Genomic DNA, 20971 nt, shown 5'->3' on the forward strand with positions numbered 1-20971 from the left:
TCTAATAGATAGGAAGGGGGGCGGACATGGGGATATTTGGCGCCCAAGAAATCGATAAAAAGACCTATGTGGCTTTGGTCACAGAGTATAAAAGCACGATGTATCGCCTTGCTTTCGGCTATCTCGGCGATGAAGACAAGGCTCTGGAGGCAGTGGATGAAGCTGTCTATTTAGGCTATGTTCATAGAAAAGAGCTGCGGGAACCCGGTTTTTTCAAGACATGGCTGACCCGAATTCTCATCAATGAATGCTATCGGCTGTTGAGAATGGGAAAACGGGAAGTGAGCATGGAAGTCCTGCCGGAGCAAGGGCAGCCTTTTCCGGAAGGCACATTATCGATCAAGATGGCCATACAAGACCTGTCTGAAGACCTCAGAAAGGTTGTCGTGCTGCGTTACTTCGGCGGTTATACCATTGCCGATACGGCCGTACTCTTGGGAATTCCGGAAGGGACGGTAGCCACCCGTACACGAAAGGCCCTAAAGATCCTAAGAGTGGAACTGAGCGATCAGGAGGGGGGAGAGCAGTATGACGGAAGATAATCAAGATATGTCCAGGAACAGCCTTAATGGTGGGCAAGGCTGGGAGGCTTTGCTGGCAGAAGCTCATGCTGAACCTGAGGGCTTAGACTTTGTCGAAGAACGGCTGGAAAACAGAATCGGGCTGACTAAGAGGAAAAAGAGAAGAAAGAGAGCAATCTACAGTTCCCTCTCAACAGTTGCCGCGGCACTGGTGTTCATCTTTTTGGTCAATACCAATGCGGCTTTTGCCCACACACTGTCCCGGATTCCCGTGATCGGCCAATTGATTGAGTATATCCAGTTTGATAAGAGTCTGAGCAGAGCCATCGACAATAAATATATCCAGGAGGTCGATCTGACCGCCTGGGATGGGGATAAGCGCTTAGGGCTGCCTTATGTGCTGGCCGATGCCAAGAATTTAGTGCTCTTTTTTCAGCTGCCCGATGATTTTGAGCTGGGGGCTGATCAATGGGCCCATATCCATCTCAAGGAGATGAGGGAGGGCAGGACAGGAGAGAAATTGGAGGGTTTTGCCTATACCACCTCCGGTTTGCCCCAGAATGGTCTGCAAGAGAATCATGGCTTTATCATGCAGCGCTATCACTTTTCGGAGGGTGAGCTTCCTGAACAGATCTCTTTTGAGGTGCTTTTGGAGTTGGAAACCCTCCCCCATGAAAAGAGCGATGCTCCCGTAGGGGAATTCTCAGACGATGTTAATGAGCACCAGATGAAAGAAATAGGGAGCTTTACCTTTGAAGTCAAATTTAAAAAATTTGCTGAGCCCCTTGTATCGGAATTTCATGAGCAGCTCAGCATCCGTGGTCAGAGCATCACTCTGGAAGAGATGAGGGTTTACCCTACAGGAACGGAAGTGTCCTTTGCCTTTGCCGACGAGAATACAGCCTGGGTCAAAGGTTTGGATTTGACTGTAGAAGAAGGGGAAAGCGTGCTGAAAGGCAGTCAGGGGATCAGTGCCATATATAAAGAAGATTACAGCGGCATGACGGTTTTTATCGAATCGAATTATTTTGACAAGCCCCAGGAACAGGAGCTTCTGATTCGGGGCATGCGCTTGCTGGCTAAAGAAGAGGAATTTATTACGGTGGATCTGGAGACACAGGCCATCACCCCGGCGATTGAGGGTATGGAGCTTAAAGAAGTGAGCAAAGGAGAAAGGAAAGCCAATCTGGTGTTTGCCACCAAAGTGATGGGAGAGGAAGCCTTCGGTGCCTTCGCTTTCGATTATCAGGACGAACAGGGGAATACCTATACCCTGAAAAACATGGGCACTTCTTCATCCCAAAATTCCTGGATGGAAACGCACATAACTGTGGACTATCCCAAGTCCGGCCGGATCATCCTGCAAAGAGTGTCGGCCCCGCTGCTTACTTTGGAAGAGCCAATCCGCATCCCCCTTCCTCAACGTTAGATTGATCTGAATTTATTAGTAAACGTTAAATTAATCTAAGTTCATTAATATTAGTTGTTTTTAGGGGAGGAGAAATAAAAGCGGAAGTAGAATTATATAACTTATAGTGAAATTACTTTTTTGGAAAGGGGAGGAATTAATGAAAATTAGCAGGAAACATTTTGCGATATCTATTCTGTTAACAGCAGTTCTTGTCTTAACAGGATGTACAGCAAACCAAAAAGCCATCTTCGATGCCTCAATGAAGATGCAAAAGGTCAATTCCATACAACAGCACATGACATTGTCTATGGAACTTAAGGGTACAGGACTGGACCCCATGATTCAGGAGCAAGTCGATCAAGTGGCGGCAATGCTCAATGGCACTAAGATCGAGCTTAACCTGAAGACCAAAACCAATGAAAAGCAAACCATGGTTCAATCCCAGGCAGATATGAATTTCAGTATGCCGGGACTGGAAATGAAGATGCCCCTCTGGATCGACATGGATCTGACAGGAGATCAGCCTAAGTTCCTGGAGATCATTCAAATGCCCCTCATGGCTAAAGCATCCTTGCCGGCTGAGTACATGAGCAAAGATTATATGGTTATGGATCTTGCTAATGCAAGCAACCCGGGCTTAAGCCCCATGGACATGACCAAGCTGATGGATTTCAGTGTGAACTTTCAAACCAAGTGGACGGACTTTTTGATGAGTTATGCTGACCGTTTTAACCCTGGCCTGGAGGTAGTCAGTGTACCCGTTCAGGATCCTTCAACGCAGAAATACGCCATTCACCTTGATGACAAAGCATTTAAAGAGCTGTTAAGCTACACTGTCAACAATTTTGCTCAGGATAAAGAAGCTCAAGGCTTTTTGAAGGATTATTTCCAAGCCGTTTTCGATCTGAGCGGTGGGGCGGCCTCTTTCGAAAGTGCCCTGGATGCCGAAGAGATTTTTGGCGACTCGGAAAGCTCTGCAGAGGCTTTAAGCCAGTTCAATACGATCTTGGAATCCCTGCAGGATGTAACTCTGGTCGGTGAGAGCGGTATTCAATTGAACTACACCATTTCCGGCGGTTACATTACTCAAACTGATGGAAGCTTTGATCTGCAGATTGATTTAGCCCAAATGGCAGGGTTGTTGAATATTCCCAGTGAAGATGAGGAATCAATAGAGGGCACTCTGAATTTTGTCATTAACTATAAGGCAGAGAATTCCAATATCAATCAACCTTTGGATATCCAAATTCCGGAATTAACCCCGGAGAACTCTTTCGACTACTTTGAATTTATGGAAGCATCTCTGTCTGCGCTGGAGAACGTCGAGGTAGGTGTTGAGGAAGTTATTGAGACACCTGCTCCGCAACCCAGCCCGGAACCTGTTTCGCCGGCAGCCAATTCTTCTGAGGAATCCGTTGCAGCGGCATCCGCATCTACGGATTATACAGTGCAGCCGGGAGATACATTAGCTACTATCGCCCTTAATCACTACGGAAGCTATGAACAGCATGCCGGCATCTACCAAGCCAATTCCGCAGCTTTTAAGAAGAATGGCAACCGGCTGGATGCAGGAATGGTCTTAACACTTCCGGCTGAAGGACTGCTTGCACCATTGCCTACAGAGAATGTAAAGCAAGTCTATACAGTAAAAGCAGGGGATACTTTAGGGACTATAGCTAAACAGATCTACGGCGACAGTTCCCTCTATACCAAAATCTATGAAGCCAATCAAGGAAGACTAAAGAGTCCCAACCTGATTTTTGAAGGACAAAAGCTGATCATACCTAACTAGAGTTTTTAATTATTGAATAGAAAAGACTGCTTTAAAGAGAGTGAATCTACCTTCGGGTAAATCACTCTCTTTAAAAATAAAAGATTAAAGGAAATGGCTAATCCAGAGAGAATAACTATAAAGTAAATTTCGAAATTTGAAAATTCGGGTAAGTAGAAAAGACAAAGGAAATGATGAGCAGAGAAGACTAAAGAGACCAAGTCCATGAAGAGGAGGATGAATGATGGATTTAGAGCAGGCTTTCTATGAAAGTTCCGCAGGCCTGTTGGTTACCGACGCAGACTTCAAAGTGATTTGGGCCAACCGTTTCGAAGAAGAGTTCTATAATAAGCCCGTCATTGGTTTGGAAGTGGTGGATTGTCATAGGCCCGAGAACAGAGAGAAGATTCGCGAATTCCTCGCTCAGTTTAAGGCCGGAGCGATGAAAGAATTTACGAAAACTGCCGTGGGCATGATTATTACCTATAGCAGCTATACAGTGGATGGCGAGTTCGCCGGACTAGTCAGGACCAGAATTCGGCTGCCCAAATGAATTGACTATCTGTATAACAAAGCCCCTCAAGCTATGTTTGATATCTTGAGGGGCTTTGTTATATATAAAAAACTATTGACTAAACGTTCATAGTGTATATAATGAGTATATACACTATGAACTTAGATAACAGGGAGGTGATCCTTTGGATATTATCATCAGCAACTCCAGTGGGAAGCCTATTTATGAGCAGATCACTTCTCAAATCAAAAATCTAATTATCACAGGGGAGCTCAAGCCCGGGGAGGCACTGCCCTCTATGCGCCTCTTAGCTAAAGAACTGCGTATTAGTGTGATTACGACGAAAAGAGCTTATGAGGATTTGGAACGGGATGGGTTTATCCAGTCCATCATGGGGAAGGGAAGCTTTGTAGCTACGCAAAATACAGAGTTTATACGGGAAGAGCATTTACGGAAGGTGGAAGAGTACCTTCAAAAAGCTATTGAGACGGCTAAACTCTCTGATATATCACTGGAAGAGCTTGTCGAGATCACGACCATGCTTTATAAGGAGGGGGAGGAATAAATGGAGAATGTCCTTGAAACAAAGAATCTATCGAAAAGATATCAGGAGTTTGAATTGAAGAATGTCAGCTTTTCCTTACCCAAGGGCTGCATTATGGGGTTAGTCGGGGAGAATGGAGCGGGAAAAAGCACAACTATTAAGCTGCTGCTCAATTTAATCCGGCGTGATGGGGGAGAGGTGAAGATTTTAGGCAAGAATAATTTGAGCCATGAGAAGGAGATCAAGGAAGACATAGGAGTTGTATTTGATGAGAGCAACTTTCCGGATAATATGAATGCTGTGGATATATCCCTGGTGATGAACAATATCTATAGGAACTGGGATCAGAAGCTTTTTGAGGGTTATCTGCGGAGATTTAGTTTGCCGCCCCAGAAAAAGGTCAAAGATTATTCCAGGGGTATGAAAATGAAGCTGTCCATCGCCGCGGCCTTGTCTCATCACCCTAAGTTCTTGATTCTTGATGAACCTACCAGTGGTTTGGATCCTATGGTACGGGAAGAGATTCTGGATATTTTCCTGGAATTTATCCAGGACGAAGAACATTCTATTTTGATCTCCTCTCATATCATCAGTGATCTGGAGAAAATTGCCGACTATATTACGTTTATTCATAAGGGAAAAGTATTATTTAGCGAGGCCAAGGATCAGCTCCTTGAGGATTATGGGATTCTCAAGTGTAGCCATACGGAACTGGACCAATTGGATAAAGGGTTGATCATCAGCTATCGAAAAAATCAGTTTGGCGTTGAAGCCCTGGTCAAAAGAAAAAAACTCAAAGGTAAATTCCTGATCGATTCAGCGGGACTCGAGGATATTATGCTGTTTCATAGCAGGGGGGTAGGGAAATGAAAGGATTGATTATTAAGGATATCTTTGCTTTAAGGCAGCAAGGCAAAATCTTTTTAGCGCTGCTGATGTTCTATGCTGTATATTCGGTCGTATATGAAAATCTAAGTATGCTGGCGGCCATGATCGTTCTTCTCTGCGTTATACTGCCGATCACGACTATGGCTTATGACGAAAAAAGCAAATGGGATAAATATGCTCTATCCATGCCTATCCAAAGGAAGACCATTGTCTGCAGCAAATATCTGTTGGCGATCATAGCTGAGTTTTTAGCAGTAATTACAGTGAGCATTATCGGTGGGATCATCGTCTTTTTTACAGGTGAAATAGCCATCGGGGAGATGATCATCATGACCTTGGCCCTAGGTGGAGTTGGTTTGTTCTCTCTTGCTCTGATCCTGCCGCTCCTTTTTAAATTTGGTGTGGAAAAGTCCCGGCTTATTATGCTGCTTATCCCTTCAGTGATAATAATTATGCTTCCCCAGCTGGGGATTGAGCCTCCCAGTGCTCAAACCCTAAGATTTTTAGGATATCTATCACCTTTGCTCATTGCCGGGATACTCCTGCTTTCCGTAAAAATCTCCGTCGGTATCTATAATAAAAAAGAGTTTTAGCCTTTGCTCTCATCAGAAGGGGCTGGGAGCCGTTGAAAAAGAGGATCTTTGGACTGATGTTCAGAGATCCTCTTTATATTGAGGATGGGGATTCCCTTTATTTGGCATACTAACTCAAGATAGTCAGCTGTTGAAAATGGCGAGAAGGTCAGGGAAGTGTATGTTTAAGGAATTGATTCAAAAAGCCCTCTCTCCGGGGAATGAAAAAAATGACAATGAAAAAGATCAATGGGAAGTCCAGGCTAAGGCTTTGGATCATTCCCTTCAGGAAAACCTGCAAAGTTTGCAGCAGATCTTTGAGCGGTGTGGCGATATTGCCTTTCGGGAGTTCAAGATTAATGCCGGTGAGTCCATCGATGCCGCCTTGATTTATTTCCAGGAGATTACCGATGCCAAGAAAATTTCCGAGTATATGCTGGGGCCGATAATGATGCATGAAGCATCCGGGGCGGTTGATGATGGTCAGCCGGTGGCTGAGAAAATCGTCGACTATGTCCGGGATCACTTAAGCACGGCGGCCAATGTGGAAACGGCCCGGGACATAGGCGAACTAACCAAAGGGATATTGGACTCCAAGGTGGCTTTACTTATCGAGGGAGCGTCGACTGCCTTATTGATGGATGCTCATGGGGAAAGAGCGAGGAGTATAGCAGAACCTGATTCAGAGCCGGTGGTCAGGGGACCTAAAGACGGCTTTGTGGAGTGTTTGGCCACCAATGTCATGCTGCTCCGCCGCCGTATACGCACCAGCCGCTTTAAGATGGAGGCCTTCGAGATAGGTGATCTGACCCGCACGAAAGTAGGTGTCTGCTATATTCAGGGAATCGCTGATAATAAAATCGTGGAAGAAGTAAAGATCCGTCTGCACAGGATTAAGATAGATGGAGTTCTGGCCAGCGGCTATATCGAAGAAATGATTCAGGATGAATCCCTATCGAATTTTCCTTTGATCTTCACCACGGAACGCCCTGACCGGGTCGCGGGCTGTTTGCTGGAGGGCAGAGTCGCTATTATGGTGGACAATACTCCTGTGAGTCTGGTGGTGCCCTGCACTTTTATGACACTGCTGCAGGCCTCTGAGGACTATTTTACGACTGCCGAATTTTCCACCTTTATTCGTATTTTGCGTTTTATCGGCCTCAATTTCTCTCTGATGCTCCCGGCCTTAACGGTGGCTGTTTTTTCCTTTCATCAGGAATTGATTCCCCTGCCTTTGCTCGCCACTGTGGCAGGCGCCCGCCAGGAATTGCCCTTTCCCATTTTTCTGGAGATTCTCGCTATGGAGATAACCTTTGAATTGCTGCGGGAAGCAGGGGTCCGCCTTCCTAAAACCATAGGCCAGGCGATCAGCACCGTAGGGGGTATCGTCATCGGCCAGGCTGCGGTAAACGCCGGGTTTGTGTCGCCACTGTCCGTGATTGTCGTGGCCTTGACAGCCATCTCCTCCTTCACGATACCCAACTATCCGGCCGGGACGTCCATTCGTATTTTGCGCTTTTTCCTTTTGATGTGTTCGGCGGTTTTAGGAATCGTCGGAATTATGTTTGCGCTTATGTTTATTCTTTTTCATCTCAACAGTTTAAGATCCTTTGGGGTGCCTTATCTTACCCCCTTTGCACCCTACAGCTTCAAGGATCTTAAAGACACTATCGTTCGTGTGCCCTGGTGGGCCATGATCACCCGTCCCCGGTTGGTGAATGAGGGGACGGAACGTCAGGCACGGAATCAGGGTCCGCAAAAGCCGGATCAGGAGGGAGGGGACTCCCATCGCTAGAGTGCGCATATCTACTTTACAATTTGCCGTGCTTTTGTTTTTAACGATTATGGCGACGGCTGTTCTTATCATCCCCAGCGTTACGGCTAAGACGGCCGGTCAGTCGGCCTGGCTGGTACCTTTTCCGGCAGCGGGATTGGGATGCCTCACTCTTTGGCTGACGACAAAGCTTAACCGGCGTTTTCCTGAAAAAAATTTAATCCAATACAGCAGGATTATTGCCGGAAAGTATCTGGGGAAAATGATCGGGATCGGCTATATGATCTTTTTCTTTGTGTTCAGTTTCTTGATTGTACAACAAGTTGCTGAGGTTCTGTATTTTTTTCTTTTGAAAAATACTCCTCCCTGGTTTCTCGCTCTTTGTTTTGTCGTGGTTTGCAGTTACGGTGTTTCCCTGGGAATTGAAGTGATCGCCCGTACCGCTCAATTTGTGCTGCCCCTGTTTGTGATCAGTTTTCTTAGCATTGTATTTTTTGCTTTTCAAGATATGCAGCTGAAAGAATTAATGCCTTTGCTGGAAGGAGGAGTGAATCCGATCATCAGGGCCTCCGTAGTTCCGGGCTCCTGGTTTGGTGAATGCATCATTCTGGCTTTTCTGTTTCCCCACATCCATAAGCAGCAAGAGATTTTTCGCCAAAGCCTTTGGGCTATCCTGGCCGCCGCCGTTTTCCTTACCGGAAATATACTCTTAACCGTGCTCATTTTAGGTCCGGAATTGACTGCCGCCTACGATTTGCCTTTTTGGCTGGTCATTCGTTTTATTGAAGTGGGAAGCACTTTTCTGCGCATTGAGACGATCATTGTTTTTCTCTGGATTTCCGCAGTTGTCGTGAAATCTACCCTTATCTATTATTTAGGATGTGTCACGACCGCCGAAGTGTTTGGCTGGAAATCCTATCGGCGGCTTGTGATCCCTTTTGGGGTAGTTCTCGGCGCAGCTTCCAATTTTCTTTTGAACAATTCGATGGAGTTAAATTCATTCTTAAGCAACTATTGGCCGCCTTTTGCCTATGTTTTTGAACTGGTGATACCAGGTCTGTTATTGGCGGCGGCGGTACTCCTTAAGAAAGGAAGAAAAGCACAGTGAAGAAGAAGGTTCATGGTTTATTATTGCTCAGCCTTTTGGCAAGCGTCCTTCTGATGAACGGATGTTGGGACAGCAGGGAAGTGGAAGACTTAGCTGTATCAACTCTTGTTGCCTGGGATAGGGTTACCGTCGAGGGAAAGGATCTATGGCAGATCTCCACCCGTATCCTGGATTTAAGAGTACCTCAGGGCAGTGGGCTAAAAAAAGATTCAAGTGCGCGGGAGCTCCTGCTGAAGGGGACAGGAATTACGATCCAAGATGCTTTTAATAATCTGGTCAAGCGTTTGCCGGCTACGGATTTTGTTGAGCATAATGTGGCGATTGTTATCGGGGAAAGAGTGGCTCGGGAAGAACTTCCCAATATCATGAGTGCGGATCTGCGCTTACCCTTCTCCCGTATCAGTGTTTATATGTTTGTTTGTGAAGGGGAAGCTAATAAAATATTGCAGACAGAACCGGAATTGAGTTCAGCTTTATCAAAAGAGGTACGCAAGATTGCTGATAAAACCATGGAAGAAAGCGGAGCCGCCCTTAAAATGACCGCATTGGATTTCAGTAAGCAGCTTATTCGCAAGGACCGGGATACAGTATTGCCCCACATCAAAATTTATACCAGACAGGAGGGAGAGGAAAGCGTCGAATCCTCTATAGAGATTCAGGGATTTGGAGTGATTCGTGACTCGAAGCTGGTTGGGTGGCTGGAGGACGAAGAAGCTTTAGGGTATGTTCTCAGTGTGGGACGTCCGACGAATCCGGAAATCCCTCTGGCAGTGACGGTGGGCGATGTTCTCTTCAGTTTTTATATGACCAATATCAAGGGGCAAATATCCTCGGGGCTGGTGGAAGGGAAACCCAAGTTTACCATCCATATCAAAGCCGACGGTGTAGTCCACGAGGCAAGCGTACCTATGCTGAATGAAGGGGATCGGCCGGTCTTGGAAAAGGCTATTGAGGAAAAGATTATAGATGTGGTCTGGAAAACTGTCGCTAAGGCGAAAGAATATGATGCCGATATTTTCGGCTTTAACGAACATCTGCATCGATATCACCTCAAACAATGGGAAACCATTGCTCCTGAATGGCGCAGGTATTTTAGAGATGCTGAAATTGAAGTGGAAGTAGATGCGGAAATTAAGGCTTTCGGTACATCCAACACAGGGTTTGATCTTTAAAGATTTGATTTTTAAAACGATCCGGGCAAGTCAAAGCAGGCCTCTTGCTTTTGACATAGAAATTTACAGAAAAAAATTATACAATAGAAGAGATTGATTAAAAACAGAATGCAGAGGAGAAAGAGGATTATATGCAAGGAGTCAGTGAAGGCCAACAAGACAAAATGGGCCAAAAGCGCCTGGGTAGAAAAGGCATTATTGCCTTTATCGTATTGATGAATATGTTCATTCCTTTATCCATGGATCTCTATTTGCCGGCACTGCCGACGATGAACGAGTATTTCGGCAGCAGTGCCTCCATAACCAATTTGACCCTAAGCCTGTTTTTCTTATTTTATGCCATAGCCATCCTTGTTTGGGGACCTTTAAGCGATCGATACGGCCGAAAGCCGATCATCATGGTAGGGAGCGCTATTTATATTGTCAGCAGCATTGCCTGTGCCCTATCCACTAACATCACTCTTTTAATTATTTCCCGGGCCTGCCAGGGAATCGGCTCAGGAGGAATCACTTCCGCCTCGATGGCAATCATTAAAGATTGCTTTACCGGGAAGAGCAGAGAAACCATCCTGGCCATCACTCAATCGATCGCAGGACTGGCGCCGATGCTTGCGCCCATAGTCGGCGCCTGGCTTCTGTATTTTACCGACTGGCGGGGATCCTTCTGGTTATTGGCTTTGATCAGCATCATCAATTTAATATTGACGATCCTCTATCAAGAAACATTAAAGGAAGAGGAGCGCTACCGGGGCAGCCTGATCGGATCCTGGAGCCGTTTAGCGGTGGTGGCCGGGAATAAAAGCTTTATCATCCCCACCCTTATTTTCGCTTTAGGCTCTATCCACTTTATGGGCTATATCGCTGTGTCCTCCTATGTCTATATCGATTATTTCGGTCTCAGCGAGCAAATGTACAGCTATTTTTTTGCAGCCAATGCTCTAATCTCCATTTTAGGACCCGCTATCTATATTCGGTTCCTTCTTAATTTCAACAAAAAGAGGTTAGCCATTCTCTGCTTCGGTGTGTCTGCCTTAAGTGGAATTCTGATTATGACCTTGGGGCAATTGTCGCCCTTGATCTTTTTAATGGGAATTATCTTGATGTCCCTGGCCGGAACTGTCATGCGTCCCTTCAGTACGAATATTCTCATGGAACAGCAAAAAGGGGATGCGGGTTCCATGTCCTCTATTCTCAATATGTCCTTTACTTTATTTGGCAGTTTGGGAATGGCCATCGCCTCCATCTCCTGGGGAAATATCGTAGCAGGTCTGGGAGCGCTGATTGTCGTAGGTTCAGGGATTTCCATACTGGCCTGGTACGCTTTTATGAAGTCTGATATTCCTTGTGCCGGCGTCAAAGACAGTCAGTAATCTGAAGCAAAGAGAGCCGGGGTGGGAAAAGTATAGTGGATCAAAACATAAGAGCCTTTGTGGGAATTGACTTTGCAGAGAAAGTTAAAGATCAAATCCATGAATTGCAACAGAAGCTGAAAGGTTATGCCCGAAAAGGAAGATGGAAGGGACGGGATAATTTTCATCTTACCTTAAAGTTTTTGGCTCAAATCTCTTTTGCTCAAAAAGTTCAGATAGATGAATCCCTGCAGAGCTTATGCCGCAAGGAAAGACCCTTGAATTTGGAGCTGAAGGGTCTGGGAGTATTCGGCGGCAAAGAACCTTACCGGGTGCTATGGCTGGGCTTAGCCGGCGATATTCAGGATTTGGGAGCCCTCCATAAGAAAGTGGATCAGGCTCTGGCTCCCCTGGGCTTTCCTCCCGAAAAAAGGCCCTTTAATCCACATATTACTTTGGGACAGGATATTGTGTTGGCAAGGGGATTTGAGGAAATCCAGGCAGAGGTCGGCGGATTTGAGTTCACGCCAATCCACGCGGAAAGGATTCATCTCTTTAAAAGTGAGCAAGTTCGGTTCAAGAGAATCTATACAACGATCGCAGATTATCCCCTGGGTTAGAGAATCGTTGAGATGTATCAATATTGCCTTATGCATGCAAAAGGAGCCGCGACAGCAGTTGTTGCGGCTCCTTTTATGGATATCTCGTAGGTGTATGCCCTGAAAAGTCTATTGTTTGAGCATATCTTTCAGTATGGTTTCCAATGTACTCTTCTTCAAGGGTCCCCGGTACCCGGTCTCGATATATCCTTCCCCATCGATGAACAGAGTGGTGGGAATGGTGGAAACTCCATAGACAGAGGCGGCTTGATGGTTTTTATCCAGATAAATGGGGAAATCATACCCTTCTTGATCCACAAAGGCTTGGCCGGATTCTTCGGTTTCCCGCTGGCCGTCTACCAGATCCACCATCAGAAAGGTTACATCATCTTTATATTGGGCGTAAACTTCGTTAAAATGAGGCATTTCTTCACGGCAGGGAGGGCACCAGGAGGCCCAGAAATTTAAGACAACAGGCTTCCCGCGAAAATCGGATAATCTATGTTCGGTACCATCGGTCCCATAGACGGTAAAATTCGGTGCTTCTGTTTTCTTTTCTTCCTGTGCAGCAGGATCTCCGGATTGGGTATCCGGCTTGTCTTGGCCCTGAGTCACCGGCTCCTGAGCAGGATTGTAGTTTTCAGATAAAGAGGAGTAGGCCGTATAGGCTATCCCCAGGAACAGGACAAAGGCAACGATGCCCACAATTAACTTGGTTTTACTATTCATAATTACCCTCCCAGGATTAGTTTGATAGTTATCTTTCGTTTAGTTTTTAAAAGGTGAGCAGGGTTAAGAAATACCCCATCATCCCTGTAGCCATTAATACTCCCACCAGGACCAAAAGTCCTCCTGAGATAAGATTAATAATTCGGTAGTTCTTCTTAATAAAGTCCAATGTGGATTTCAGGCGTTCAATGAGCAGAGCGCTGGCCACGAAGGGAATTCCCAATCCTAAGGAAAAACACAGCAGCATGAGTATCCCCTTGAGGCTTTCCCCTTCGCTGGCAGCGAGCATTAAGGCGGAGCCTAAAAATGCCCCCACACAAGGAGTCCAGCCAATGGAGAAAATGATGCCGAACAGCAAAGAGGAGAAGAAGCCTAAATTCACTACCTTCATATTGACCTGTCGATTGATATTGAGGAAGGGAATCCGGATCACTCCCATAAAATTCAGACCAAACAACACCACGATAAGCCCTGTAACAAGATTTATCACTTGATTGTAGTCGCGCAAAAAGCTGCCCACAGTACCGGCAAAAGCCCCCAGAGTAACAAAAACCAGAGTGAATCCGAGGACAAAACCAAGAGCATTGGTCAGGGTTCTTATTTTTTTGTCATCGGCCCCCTGTCCGGCAAAATAGGAAATGTAAATGGGCAACATGGGAAGCAGGCAAGGAGAGATAAAGGTAATAACTCCCTCCAGGAACAACAAAAGATACTGCACATGATCATCCTTTCCAAAAAATATAGTTCAAGACCCAAAGGTATGGTTCAAGACCAGTACTATTCACTTCTCCGCCTTGACATATAAAAATATTCCTGGGCGTTAGAAGTGAAAGCCGAATCGAGTTCCTTGACCGGGTTGGCTGTCCACAATGATCTGAATCCTGTGCCGATGGGCGATTTGTTTGGCAATAGCCAATCCCAGGCCGGTTCCCGTTTTGTTTTCCACAGCGGAGGATTTATAAAAGCGGTCAAAAATATGGGGTAAATTATCGGGGGGAATACCAGGGCCTTTGTCCTGGATGGTTACCGTATTATTGACAAAAGTGATCCATACGTTTTCCTCAGGTGGTGAGAACTTGATGGCGTTATCCAGGATAATCAAGAACATTTGCCGGAGGCGCACATAATCGCCCCGGATAGAACCAAGGGAAGCTTGCTGATCAATGTCCGCTTTTAACAGGATACCCTTGCCGTGGGCGATATTTTGGGCACTGCGGAGGACATCCCTGAGCAAATCCCCAAGACTGATGTTTTCCATTTCTATCTTAAAATCGGGATTTTGTAAACGGGTTAAATCCATAAGATCGTTGACCAAGTGCTGTAAAAAGATGCTTTCCTTGAGCATCTGCCGATGGTAGGCCTTGATCTGATCCGGCTCGGTAATGACTTCGTCACAGAGGGCTTCCAAAGAACCCCGAATGACGGTTACAGGGGTCCGGAGCTCGTGGGAGATCTTGGCGATGAAATCGCGGCGCTGTTGTTCCAAACGGTCACTTTCATGACTGGCTGACTCCAGGCGCTCACTGAGAATATCAATGGCTGAAGCCAGTTCCCCGATTTCATCTTCTTGCTGAACTCCGGTTTTGGCCAGATAATCTCCCTTAGCCAGTTGCAGGGTGGAGTTTTTCATGCGGTTCAAAGGCTTGGTAAAAGTATATGCCAGGACAATGGAAAGGAGAAGAGATAAGAGGAGAGCAACGATGATACTCATGGCCAGAATCCCTGCTCCTTGCTGCAGCGCTTCCTTGGTTCCCTGGATAGGAGAATGAAGAAGCAAGGCACCGGCCACTTTATCGCCGGCTTTGATGGGGGCTCCCACAGTCAAGGTCGGGGTATTGAGAAGGGAGCTGAAGCCTTCGCTAAAGGTGGTATTGCCCTGAAACACTTCTTTGACGACCTGGTCGGCGTCCGCCGGTAAATCGGCATAGTTGATCTGCCGGTTGGTCATATGGCCAATGGTCATCAGCTGAAGGGTTTCATCCACGATCCAGACATCGGCCATAGCGATCTCGTCAAGGAATTGGAGATAAGAGCTGTATCCGCCCATACCTTGCATCATGCCGCCCATTCCACCCATCCCCATACCGTGCATCATGCCCCCCATACGGTTCGCGCTGTTCATGCCGTTTGTTCCGGCTTCGCTGCTTTGGGTAGCGGTGGCGGTACTGGCGTTGCTGATTAAGGTTGAGAGTGTTCCCGCAATAGAGGTTGCCCGTTTTTCCATGTCAACCTTGTGCAGCTGAACCGTCTGATTCTTGAACAGGGTCATAAATACACTGCCGATAATAAGGGAGAACAAGAGCAGGCTCAGGGAAAAATACAGGGTGAGTTTAAGGGCGATTTTATTCTTCATTGGTTTTCTCCCCGAATTTATAGCCTACACCCCAAATGGTTTTAATCTCCCATTGTTCATGGGGGAAGGAATCCAGCTTGGAACGCAAACGTTTAATATGAGAATCCACGGTACGGATATCGCCAAAGTAATCATAGCCCCAAACGCTGTTGAGCAGATTATCCCGGGAGAACACTTTGTTGTGATTGGTTGCCAGAGTCCAGAGGATTTCGATTTCTTTCTTGGTTAAGGAGACAGGGCATTGGTCAATGGTCACCAGATAGTCATCCAGATTGATCATCAGATTAGCAAAAGACAGGATTTGTTTTTTCTCCTCGTCGTTTTGACTGATTCTGCGCAGAATGGCTCGGATTCTCGCCATCACCTCACCGGGGGAAAAGGGTTTGACGATATAATCGTCGGCCCCGATATCCAGCCCCATGATCCTTTCAAAATCCTCGCCCCGAGCGGTGATCATAATGATTGGGACATTTGAAGTTTTACGAATTTCCCGGCAAACTTCAAAACCATCTACTTTGGGCATCATCACATCCAATAAGACGAGATCGGGTTGAAGCTGCTGAAAAAGTTCCAGAGCTTCACAGCCATCCCCAGCTAGATGGGGATGATAGCCTTCTTTTTTCGCATATTCTTCTAAGATCGATGTAATTTGTTTATTATCATCGGCAATCAATAGAGTTAGCATAACACTCTCTCCCTAGTACTCTTTAGCCCATTTTACCATAGTATTGCAAAAACTCGTGTGACAAAAATACAATGGTTTTAACTTAGAAAAGACATAGTTCTGTCAAACTTTTGGATTACTCTATATACAGCAAAAGACTAGGAGGTATGATTATGAAAAAGTTCAAAAAAGCAATCATGATTGGAGTCATCGTGCTCGGTGTAGGGGCATCTTCCTCAACGGTCCTGGCGGCCTCTGCCTATAACAACCCTGTAGAGGCTTTAGCCGGAATCACCGGAAAAACAGTGGAAAGTGTACTGACTGAACAATATGAAACAGGCAAAAGCTTGGGAGTCATGGCCAATGAGTCCGGAAAACTGGATGAATTCCAAAAAGAGCTTCTGGAAATGAGAAAGGATGCTTTGGCGCAAAGAGTTGAATTGGGGAATTTGACGCAGCAGCAAGCCGATCAGATGATCACAGCCATGGAAGAGAATCAGGCTTATTGCTATGGGGATGGTTATGGTCGCGGATGGGGAATGATGGGAGCCGGTAATGGCGGTATGTTTGGCCGTGGTGGCCAGGGCGGCTGCGGCGGTGGCTATAATCAAGCCCGCTAGTCATTTTGGGAAGGCACATTATACAGGCAGGCTGTAAGGGCATAGATCCTTACAGCCTGTTTTAATTTTTATGTAAGCATTTGTCAATCCCAGGAGCGGATCAAATATCTTCAATCTGCCAATCAATAGGTTCCTTACCCTGGGACACTAAAAAATTATTGGCTTTGGAGAAAGGCTTGCTGCCAAAAAATCCGGCATGGGCGGAAAGTGGGCTGGGATGAACAGATTTTATGATGAAATGCTGAGGGCTGATGATACTTTGTTTAGCCTGAGCATTTTTTCCCCAAAGGATAAACACGACAGGGTCCTGGCGCTGGCTCAGGGTCGCGATCACTTTATCTGTAAATTGATGCCAGCCGATCTGAGCATGGGAGTTGGCTTGACCGGCGCGAACCGTCAGAGAGGTGTTCAGGAGCAAAACACCCTGCTCCGCCCATTTTTTGAGGTAGCCATGGTTGGGGATCCGGCAGCCCAGGTCACTCTGCAATTCCTTAAAGATATTTTGCAAAGAAGGCGGAGCCGGTACACCGGGTTTGACAGAAAAGCTCAGGCCATGGGCTTGGTTTGGACCATGGTAGGGGTCTTGCCCAAGGATGACCACTTTGACATCTTTATAAGAAGTAAAATGCAGTGCGTTAAAAATATCATACATATCAGGATAGATGGTTCGTGTCCGGTATTCCTGTATTAAATGCTTTCTCAGTTGCTGATAATATTCCTGTTCAAATTCATCCTTTAATAATTCATGCCAATCATTTTTTAATATTTGCATCTTTATCACCCTTGTTTATTATACCATAGCCTAGGATACGATTGTTTTATGGTTTTTTGTTAAATTTGTTCGAAAAGCTAATTGAGTATAGTCTGAAAATAGTGTATAAATAACTAAGAGGAGGCATGCGGATGGGAAATATTAGCACTCATAACTTAATGAAAAAGCTCGTTATCATCCTGATTGCCTTGATAATGTTATTTATTGGGCAAAAACCATTATTGATTCAAGCACAATCGAACCAGCGGGTCTTATTCATTAGTTCCTACTCGGAAAGCTTTGCAACCGTACCGGAGCAAATCGCTGGGATTCACCAGGCTTTGGATCCGCATAATATTCTGTTGGATATCGAATACATGGATACGAAACGGTTTGATACTCAGGAAAATATCCATAATTTCTTTACTTCTCTGCGCTACAAACTGGATAACCTTCAACCTTATGATGCTATCATTGTAGGGGATGATCGAGCTCTTGATTTTGCTATGGCCTATCAGAAGGAGCTTTTTGACGAGCTCCCTATTGTTTTTTTAGGGATTAATGATGTGAACCGGGCGGAAGAGGCAGCCCGCAATCCTTACATGACCGGCATAGTGGAAAGTGTCCCCATTAAGGAGAACATAGAGCTGGCTCTGAAATTCAATTCCGATGTCAAGCGGGTTGTAGGTCTGGTGGAAGGCAGCATCACCGGTAGGGGAGAGAAGGATCAATTTTATGGAGCGGTAGGGTTTTATCCCAGCCTGCGTTTTGAAGATATCAGTATTTCCGACCATACCACTGAGGAAATGGCCTGTATCCTGCAGGAGATCCAGGATGATACCATTATCTTATTTTTAGGCAGTATGTATAAAGACCAGGCAGGGCTTGATCTTTCCATTGATGAAGCGGCAGCTTTTATCAGTGCCAATACCCAGGTTCCGGTGTATCGGGCGACCAGCGGCGGAGTGGGTCAAGGATTTTTGGGAGGAGTTCAGGTATCCTACCGGGAGACCGGAAAGAGAGCCGGAGAAATGGTTTTTCAGCTGCTGCAGGGAACCCCTGTCCAGGACCTGCCGATGATGAACGAGAGTCCTTATTATACGATCTTTGATTATCAAATGGTCCAGCATTTTGATATTCCGGAAAGTCTGCTGCCTCATGATGCCTTTTTGCTCAATAAAAAGAGCAGCTATTTTGAACAGAACATGAAGCTGCTCTTGGGTGTATTTGCAGCTTTGTTTATTATGTTAATCATCAGCACATTGATGGGTATGGATAGTCTTAAGCATCGTACCATGCAGCGGAAATTAAGGGAGAGCAATGAAGAACTCTCAGCCACTTATGAAGAATTGGCAGCTACTGAAGAAGAACTTCGCCATCAATACCGGCTTATTGAAGAGAACGTCCGGAGAATTGAGCTTCTCAATCAAAAATACGAGCATGCTATTAACAGTACCAATAGCGTCGTCTGGGAGCTTAATTTGAGCAATCGGAGCATCTATTTCTCCCGGAACTTTGAAAACTGGCTTTCCCGCCCTTTTCCGTGGCATGAGCCGGTTGATCAGCTTATGGATAAATACCTTAATGAAAAGATTGTCCAATTGCTTAATGAAGAAATTGCCGCTTATTTGAACGGGGAAAAGGGTGAGATCAAGGTTGAGTTTCCGGTGAAGTCCAGTGCCAAGCCATCCCGGTGGATCAAAGCACAGGGGAAAGCCATCCGGGGAAGCAGCGAAGAAGAGATCTTTCTTTACGGAATTATGACGGATGTGACGGACCAGAAGCTGCAACAGGAGTATATAGATCACCTTGCTCACTATGATTATTTAACCAATCTGCCTAACCGCATCTCCTTTATGGAAAAACTTCAGGAAGAGATTGAAAAAGGGCTGCCTTTATATATTCTGTTGATGGATATTGATAATTTCAAGGAAATCAATGATACTCTGGGCCATGTTTGGGGAGATAAGGTCTTGAAAGCAGTGGCTCAAAAGCTGTTGGATCATGCCTGCCCCAATATGTTCATCTCCCGGTTCGGCGGCGATGAATTTCTTATCCTGATGACGGATCGGGATAGCTGTGATATAGAGGAATGTATCAAACAGATTCGGATCATGTTCTCCCAGCCCATTCAGATTGAACGCAATGAGTTTACCCTTAAGTTCAGCATGGGGATCACCCGTTATCCCGAGGACAGCACAGATATCGATCAATTGATTATGAATGCGGATACGGCTTTATATCAAGTCAAGCGCAGCGGTAAAAACCATCACCTTCACTACAATAAAGAGATGCAGCAGGAACTCCGCAATAAGGCGGTTACGGAAGGAATTATTCGGAAAGCGGTACAGGAAGACGGATTCTATCTGGTTTATCAGCCTCAAGTCAACGTGAAAACAGGCGAAATAGAAAGCTTTGAGGCTTTGGTGCGCCTGAAGCATCATTCTATTTCTCCTGATGTGTTTATTCGTATCGCTGAGGAATCGGATCTAATCTATCAAATTGGCAGAGTTGTGACCAAGGAGGCCATTCGTCAGGCAGCAGCCTGGCGGGACAAAGGATATCCCCGTAAATCCATTTCCATCAATTTTTCCAGCAAGCAGATCCGGGACAGGGATTATTTGCAATTCCTCGTGGATACTCTGGCGGAGTATGAGATGGATCCTCAGTGTTTAGAAATTGAAATTACGGAGAGTATTTTAATGGAGGAAACTGATCTTACCCTGGAGCTGCTGGAGAAGATCAAGGAATTAGGCATAAAAATAGCCTTGGACGACTTTGGCACAGGGTTCTCCTCACTTAACTACCTGACCTATATACCGGTGGATAAAGTGAAATTGGATAAGTCTCTCTGTGATAAGTTTTTAAGCCCTGACAATATCAAGGTCATTGAGAGTATCATTTCTCTGGCTCACAGCCTTAACCTGGTGATCACTGCCGAAGGGATTGAAGAGCAATGGCAGTATGAGCAATTAAAGCTAAGCGGCTGCAACAGCATCCAAGGATATTTGTTCAGCAAACCATTAGTAGCGGAAGAAGCAGAAAAAATTTATGAGAAAAACTTTCTGGATTCGCTTTAAGCGATAATTCCGCATACTCACGCCTTTTCCGGCTATACTAGCGAAAAGGAGTGTGACCTGCATGAATGGAAATGCCGAGCTGTTAAATTTCGTCTATCAGAACTCCCAGATGGGTGTGGCAACCCTTAATCAGTTGATTGAAATCGTAGAAGATGGTGAGTTTAAGAACCATCTGAAATCTCAATATAAGGAATATCAGGAAATCCATAAGGCAGCCGAAGCTATGCTGAATGAAAAGGGCTTTGATGAAAAGGGTATCGGTACTTTGGAGAAAATACGTACCTACCTGATGATTAGCTTTGAGACCCTAACGGATAAAAGCCCCTCTCATATCGCAGAAATGCTGATGATCGGCAGTACTATGGGAGTAATCAATGCCGTGAGGAATATCAGAAGTTATCAGAACGCTGAAGAACATATCCTCAAGCTTATGGAGCGGCTCTTGCGTTTTGAAGAGAATAATGTGCAGGAATTGAAAGCCTATCTGTAGGTCCGCAATAAGATCGGATGAGCCCCAGAGTCCTTTGCGTTGATGCAAAGGGTTCTGGGGC

20 protein-coding genes are annotated in these 20971 nt (G+C 45.7%); 15 read left to right on the top strand and 5 right to left on the bottom strand.

Annotation, left to right across the window (positions count from 1 at the left end; genetic code table 11):
- Positions 1-26: 26 nt before the first annotated feature.
- From BUA14_RS13490 to thpR, 12 genes are all read left to right on the top strand, one after another.
- A complete protein-coding gene (locus BUA14_RS13490; RefSeq protein ID WP_072773060.1) occupies positions 27-542 on the top strand; it encodes a sigma-70 family RNA polymerase sigma factor in 516 nt (171 codons plus the stop codon).
- The gene (locus tag BUA14_RS13495) at positions 529-1950 is read left to right on the top strand and encodes a DUF4179 domain-containing protein (protein WP_072773061.1); all 1422 of its coding nucleotides are present in this window, start codon (positions 529-531) and stop codon (positions 1948-1950) included. Before BUA14_RS13490 ends, BUA14_RS13495 begins: the two co-directional genes overlap by 14 nt.
- 139 nt (positions 1951-2089) lie before the next feature.
- Positions 2090-3724, top strand: a complete 1635-nt coding sequence (locus BUA14_RS13500) for a LysM peptidoglycan-binding domain-containing protein (RefSeq protein WP_072773062.1) — start codon at positions 2090-2092, stop codon at positions 3722-3724.
- Between the two features lie 223 nt (positions 3725-3947).
- Positions 3948-4256, top strand: a complete 309-nt coding sequence (locus BUA14_RS13505; protein ID WP_072773063.1) for a PAS domain-containing protein — start codon at positions 3948-3950, stop codon at positions 4254-4256.
- A 145-nt stretch (positions 4257-4401) separates the two neighbouring features.
- Positions 4402-4782, top strand: coding sequence for a GntR family transcriptional regulator (locus BUA14_RS13510; RefSeq protein ID WP_072773064.1), 381 nt, complete (start codon positions 4402-4404; stop codon positions 4780-4782).
- The gene (locus tag BUA14_RS13515) at positions 4783-5631 is read left to right on the top strand and encodes an ABC transporter ATP-binding protein (RefSeq protein WP_072773065.1); all 849 of its coding nucleotides are present in this window, start codon (positions 4783-4785) and stop codon (positions 5629-5631) included.
- Positions 5628-6242, top strand: coding sequence for an ABC-2 transporter permease (locus tag BUA14_RS13520; RefSeq protein WP_072773066.1), 615 nt, complete (start codon positions 5628-5630; stop codon positions 6240-6242). The genes BUA14_RS13515 and BUA14_RS13520 overlap by 4 nt, the downstream gene beginning before the upstream one ends.
- 160 nt (positions 6243-6402) lie before the next feature.
- Entirely contained in the window at positions 6403-8016 is a 1614-nt protein-coding gene (locus BUA14_RS13525; RefSeq protein WP_072773067.1) for a spore germination protein, read from the top strand.
- 1 nt (position 8017) lies between these two features.
- Positions 8018-9103, top strand: coding sequence for a GerAB/ArcD/ProY family transporter (locus tag BUA14_RS13530; RefSeq protein WP_072773068.1), 1086 nt, complete (start codon positions 8018-8020; stop codon positions 9101-9103).
- Positions 9100-10275 (top strand): Ger(x)C family spore germination protein, encoded by a 1176-nt coding sequence (locus tag BUA14_RS13535; protein WP_072773069.1) that lies wholly within the window; start codon positions 9100-9102, stop codon positions 10273-10275. Before BUA14_RS13530 ends, BUA14_RS13535 begins: the two co-directional genes overlap by 4 nt.
- 131 nt (positions 10276-10406) lie before the next feature.
- Positions 10407-11645, top strand: coding sequence for a multidrug effflux MFS transporter (locus BUA14_RS13540; protein ID WP_072773070.1), 1239 nt, complete (start codon positions 10407-10409; stop codon positions 11643-11645).
- 35 nt (positions 11646-11680) lie between these two features.
- Positions 11681-12244 (top strand): RNA 2',3'-cyclic phosphodiesterase, encoded by a 564-nt coding sequence (thpR, locus tag BUA14_RS13545; protein ID WP_242954655.1) that lies wholly within the window; start codon positions 11681-11683, stop codon positions 12242-12244.
- A 108-nt stretch (positions 12245-12352) separates the two neighbouring features.
- On the opposite strand, the gene BUA14_RS13550 is transcribed toward thpR, so the two are convergent.
- The 4 genes from BUA14_RS13550 to BUA14_RS13565 all read right to left on the bottom strand — a co-directional run bounded on the left by BUA14_RS13550 (position 12353) and on the right by BUA14_RS13565 (position 15990).
- The gene (locus tag BUA14_RS13550; RefSeq protein ID WP_072773071.1) at positions 12353-12952 is read right to left on the bottom strand and encodes a TlpA family protein disulfide reductase; all 600 of its coding nucleotides are present in this window, start codon (positions 12950-12952) and stop codon (positions 12353-12355) included.
- Positions 12953-12998: 46 nt separating this feature from the next.
- Complete coding sequence (locus BUA14_RS13555; protein ID WP_072773072.1) at positions 12999-13670, bottom strand: cytochrome c biogenesis CcdA family protein; 672 nt, start codon at positions 13668-13670, stop codon at positions 12999-13001.
- Positions 13671-13772: 102 nt separating this feature from the next.
- Positions 13773-15305: a HAMP domain-containing sensor histidine kinase gene (locus BUA14_RS13560; RefSeq protein WP_072773073.1), complete on the bottom strand. Its 1533-nt coding sequence runs from the start codon at positions 15303-15305 to the stop codon at positions 13773-13775.
- Positions 15295-15990: a response regulator transcription factor gene (locus BUA14_RS13565; protein WP_072773074.1), complete on the bottom strand. Its 696-nt coding sequence runs from the start codon at positions 15988-15990 to the stop codon at positions 15295-15297. The genes BUA14_RS13560 and BUA14_RS13565 overlap by 11 nt, the downstream gene beginning before the upstream one ends.
- 146 nt (positions 15991-16136) lie before the next feature.
- Here BUA14_RS13565 and BUA14_RS13570 point away from each other — a divergent pair, with 146 nt between their 5' ends.
- Entirely contained in the window at positions 16137-16589 is a 453-nt protein-coding gene (locus tag BUA14_RS13570; protein ID WP_084078633.1) for a DUF2680 domain-containing protein, read from the top strand.
- Positions 16590-16689: 100 nt separating this feature from the next.
- Here BUA14_RS13570 and BUA14_RS13575 read toward each other — a convergent pair whose 3' ends face one another.
- Positions 16690-17361, bottom strand: a complete 672-nt coding sequence (locus BUA14_RS13575; RefSeq protein WP_072773076.1) for a uracil-DNA glycosylase — start codon at positions 17359-17361, stop codon at positions 16690-16692.
- Between the two features lie 125 nt (positions 17362-17486).
- Here BUA14_RS13575 and BUA14_RS13580 point away from each other — a divergent pair, with 125 nt between their 5' ends.
- Positions 17487-20420 (top strand): ABC transporter substrate binding protein, encoded by a 2934-nt coding sequence (locus tag BUA14_RS13580; protein WP_072773077.1) that lies wholly within the window; start codon positions 17487-17489, stop codon positions 20418-20420.
- A gap of 61 nt (positions 20421-20481) precedes the next feature.
- Complete coding sequence (locus BUA14_RS13585) at positions 20482-20910, top strand: hypothetical protein (RefSeq protein ID WP_072773078.1); 429 nt, start codon at positions 20482-20484, stop codon at positions 20908-20910.
- Positions 20911-20971: the final 61 nt, after the last annotated feature.

The sequence above is a fragment of the Desulfitobacterium chlororespirans DSM 11544 genome, from assembly GCF_900143285.1.
Taxonomy (GTDB): domain Bacteria; phylum Bacillota; class Desulfitobacteriia; order Desulfitobacteriales; family Desulfitobacteriaceae; genus Desulfitobacterium; species Desulfitobacterium chlororespirans.

Coding starts and splice junctions, on each gene's coding strand:
- BUA14_RS13525 (WP_072773067.1), top strand. CDS start 6,403: ATGTTTAAGGAATTGATTCAAAAAGCCCTCTCTCCGGGGAATGAAAAA.
- BUA14_RS13580 (WP_072773077.1), top strand. CDS start 17,487: ATGCGGATGGGAAATATTAGCACTCATAACTTAATGAAAAAGCTCGTT.
- BUA14_RS13495 (WP_072773061.1), top strand. CDS start 529: ATGACGGAAGATAATCAAGATATGTCCAGGAACAGCCTTAATGGTGGG.
- BUA14_RS13570 (WP_084078633.1), top strand. CDS start 16,137: ATGATTATGAAAAAGTTCAAAAAAGCAATCATGATTGGAGTCATCGTG.
- BUA14_RS13500 (WP_072773062.1), top strand. CDS start 2,090: ATGAAAATTAGCAGGAAACATTTTGCGATATCTATTCTGTTAACAGCA.
- BUA14_RS13560 (WP_072773073.1), bottom strand. CDS start 15,305: ATGAAGAATAAAATCGCCCTTAAACTCACCCTGTATTTTTCCCTGAGC.
- BUA14_RS13575 (WP_072773076.1), bottom strand. CDS start 17,361: ATGCAAATATTAAAAAATGATTGGCATGAATTATTAAAGGATGAATTT.
- BUA14_RS13515 (WP_072773065.1), top strand. CDS start 4,783: ATGGAGAATGTCCTTGAAACAAAGAATCTATCGAAAAGATATCAGGAG.
- BUA14_RS13550 (WP_072773071.1), bottom strand. CDS start 12,952: ATGAATAGTAAAACCAAGTTAATTGTGGGCATCGTTGCCTTTGTCCTG.
- BUA14_RS13565 (WP_072773074.1), bottom strand. CDS start 15,990: ATGCTAACTCTATTGATTGCCGATGATAATAAACAAATTACATCGATC.
- BUA14_RS13540 (WP_072773070.1), top strand. CDS start 10,407: ATGCAAGGAGTCAGTGAAGGCCAACAAGACAAAATGGGCCAAAAGCGC.
- BUA14_RS13490 (WP_072773060.1), top strand. CDS start 27: ATGGGGATATTTGGCGCCCAAGAAATCGATAAAAAGACCTATGTGGCT.
- BUA14_RS13520 (WP_072773066.1), top strand. CDS start 5,628: ATGAAAGGATTGATTATTAAGGATATCTTTGCTTTAAGGCAGCAAGGC.
- BUA14_RS13505 (WP_072773063.1), top strand. CDS start 3,948: ATGGATTTAGAGCAGGCTTTCTATGAAAGTTCCGCAGGCCTGTTGGTT.
- BUA14_RS13585 (WP_072773078.1), top strand. CDS start 20,482: ATGAATGGAAATGCCGAGCTGTTAAATTTCGTCTATCAGAACTCCCAG.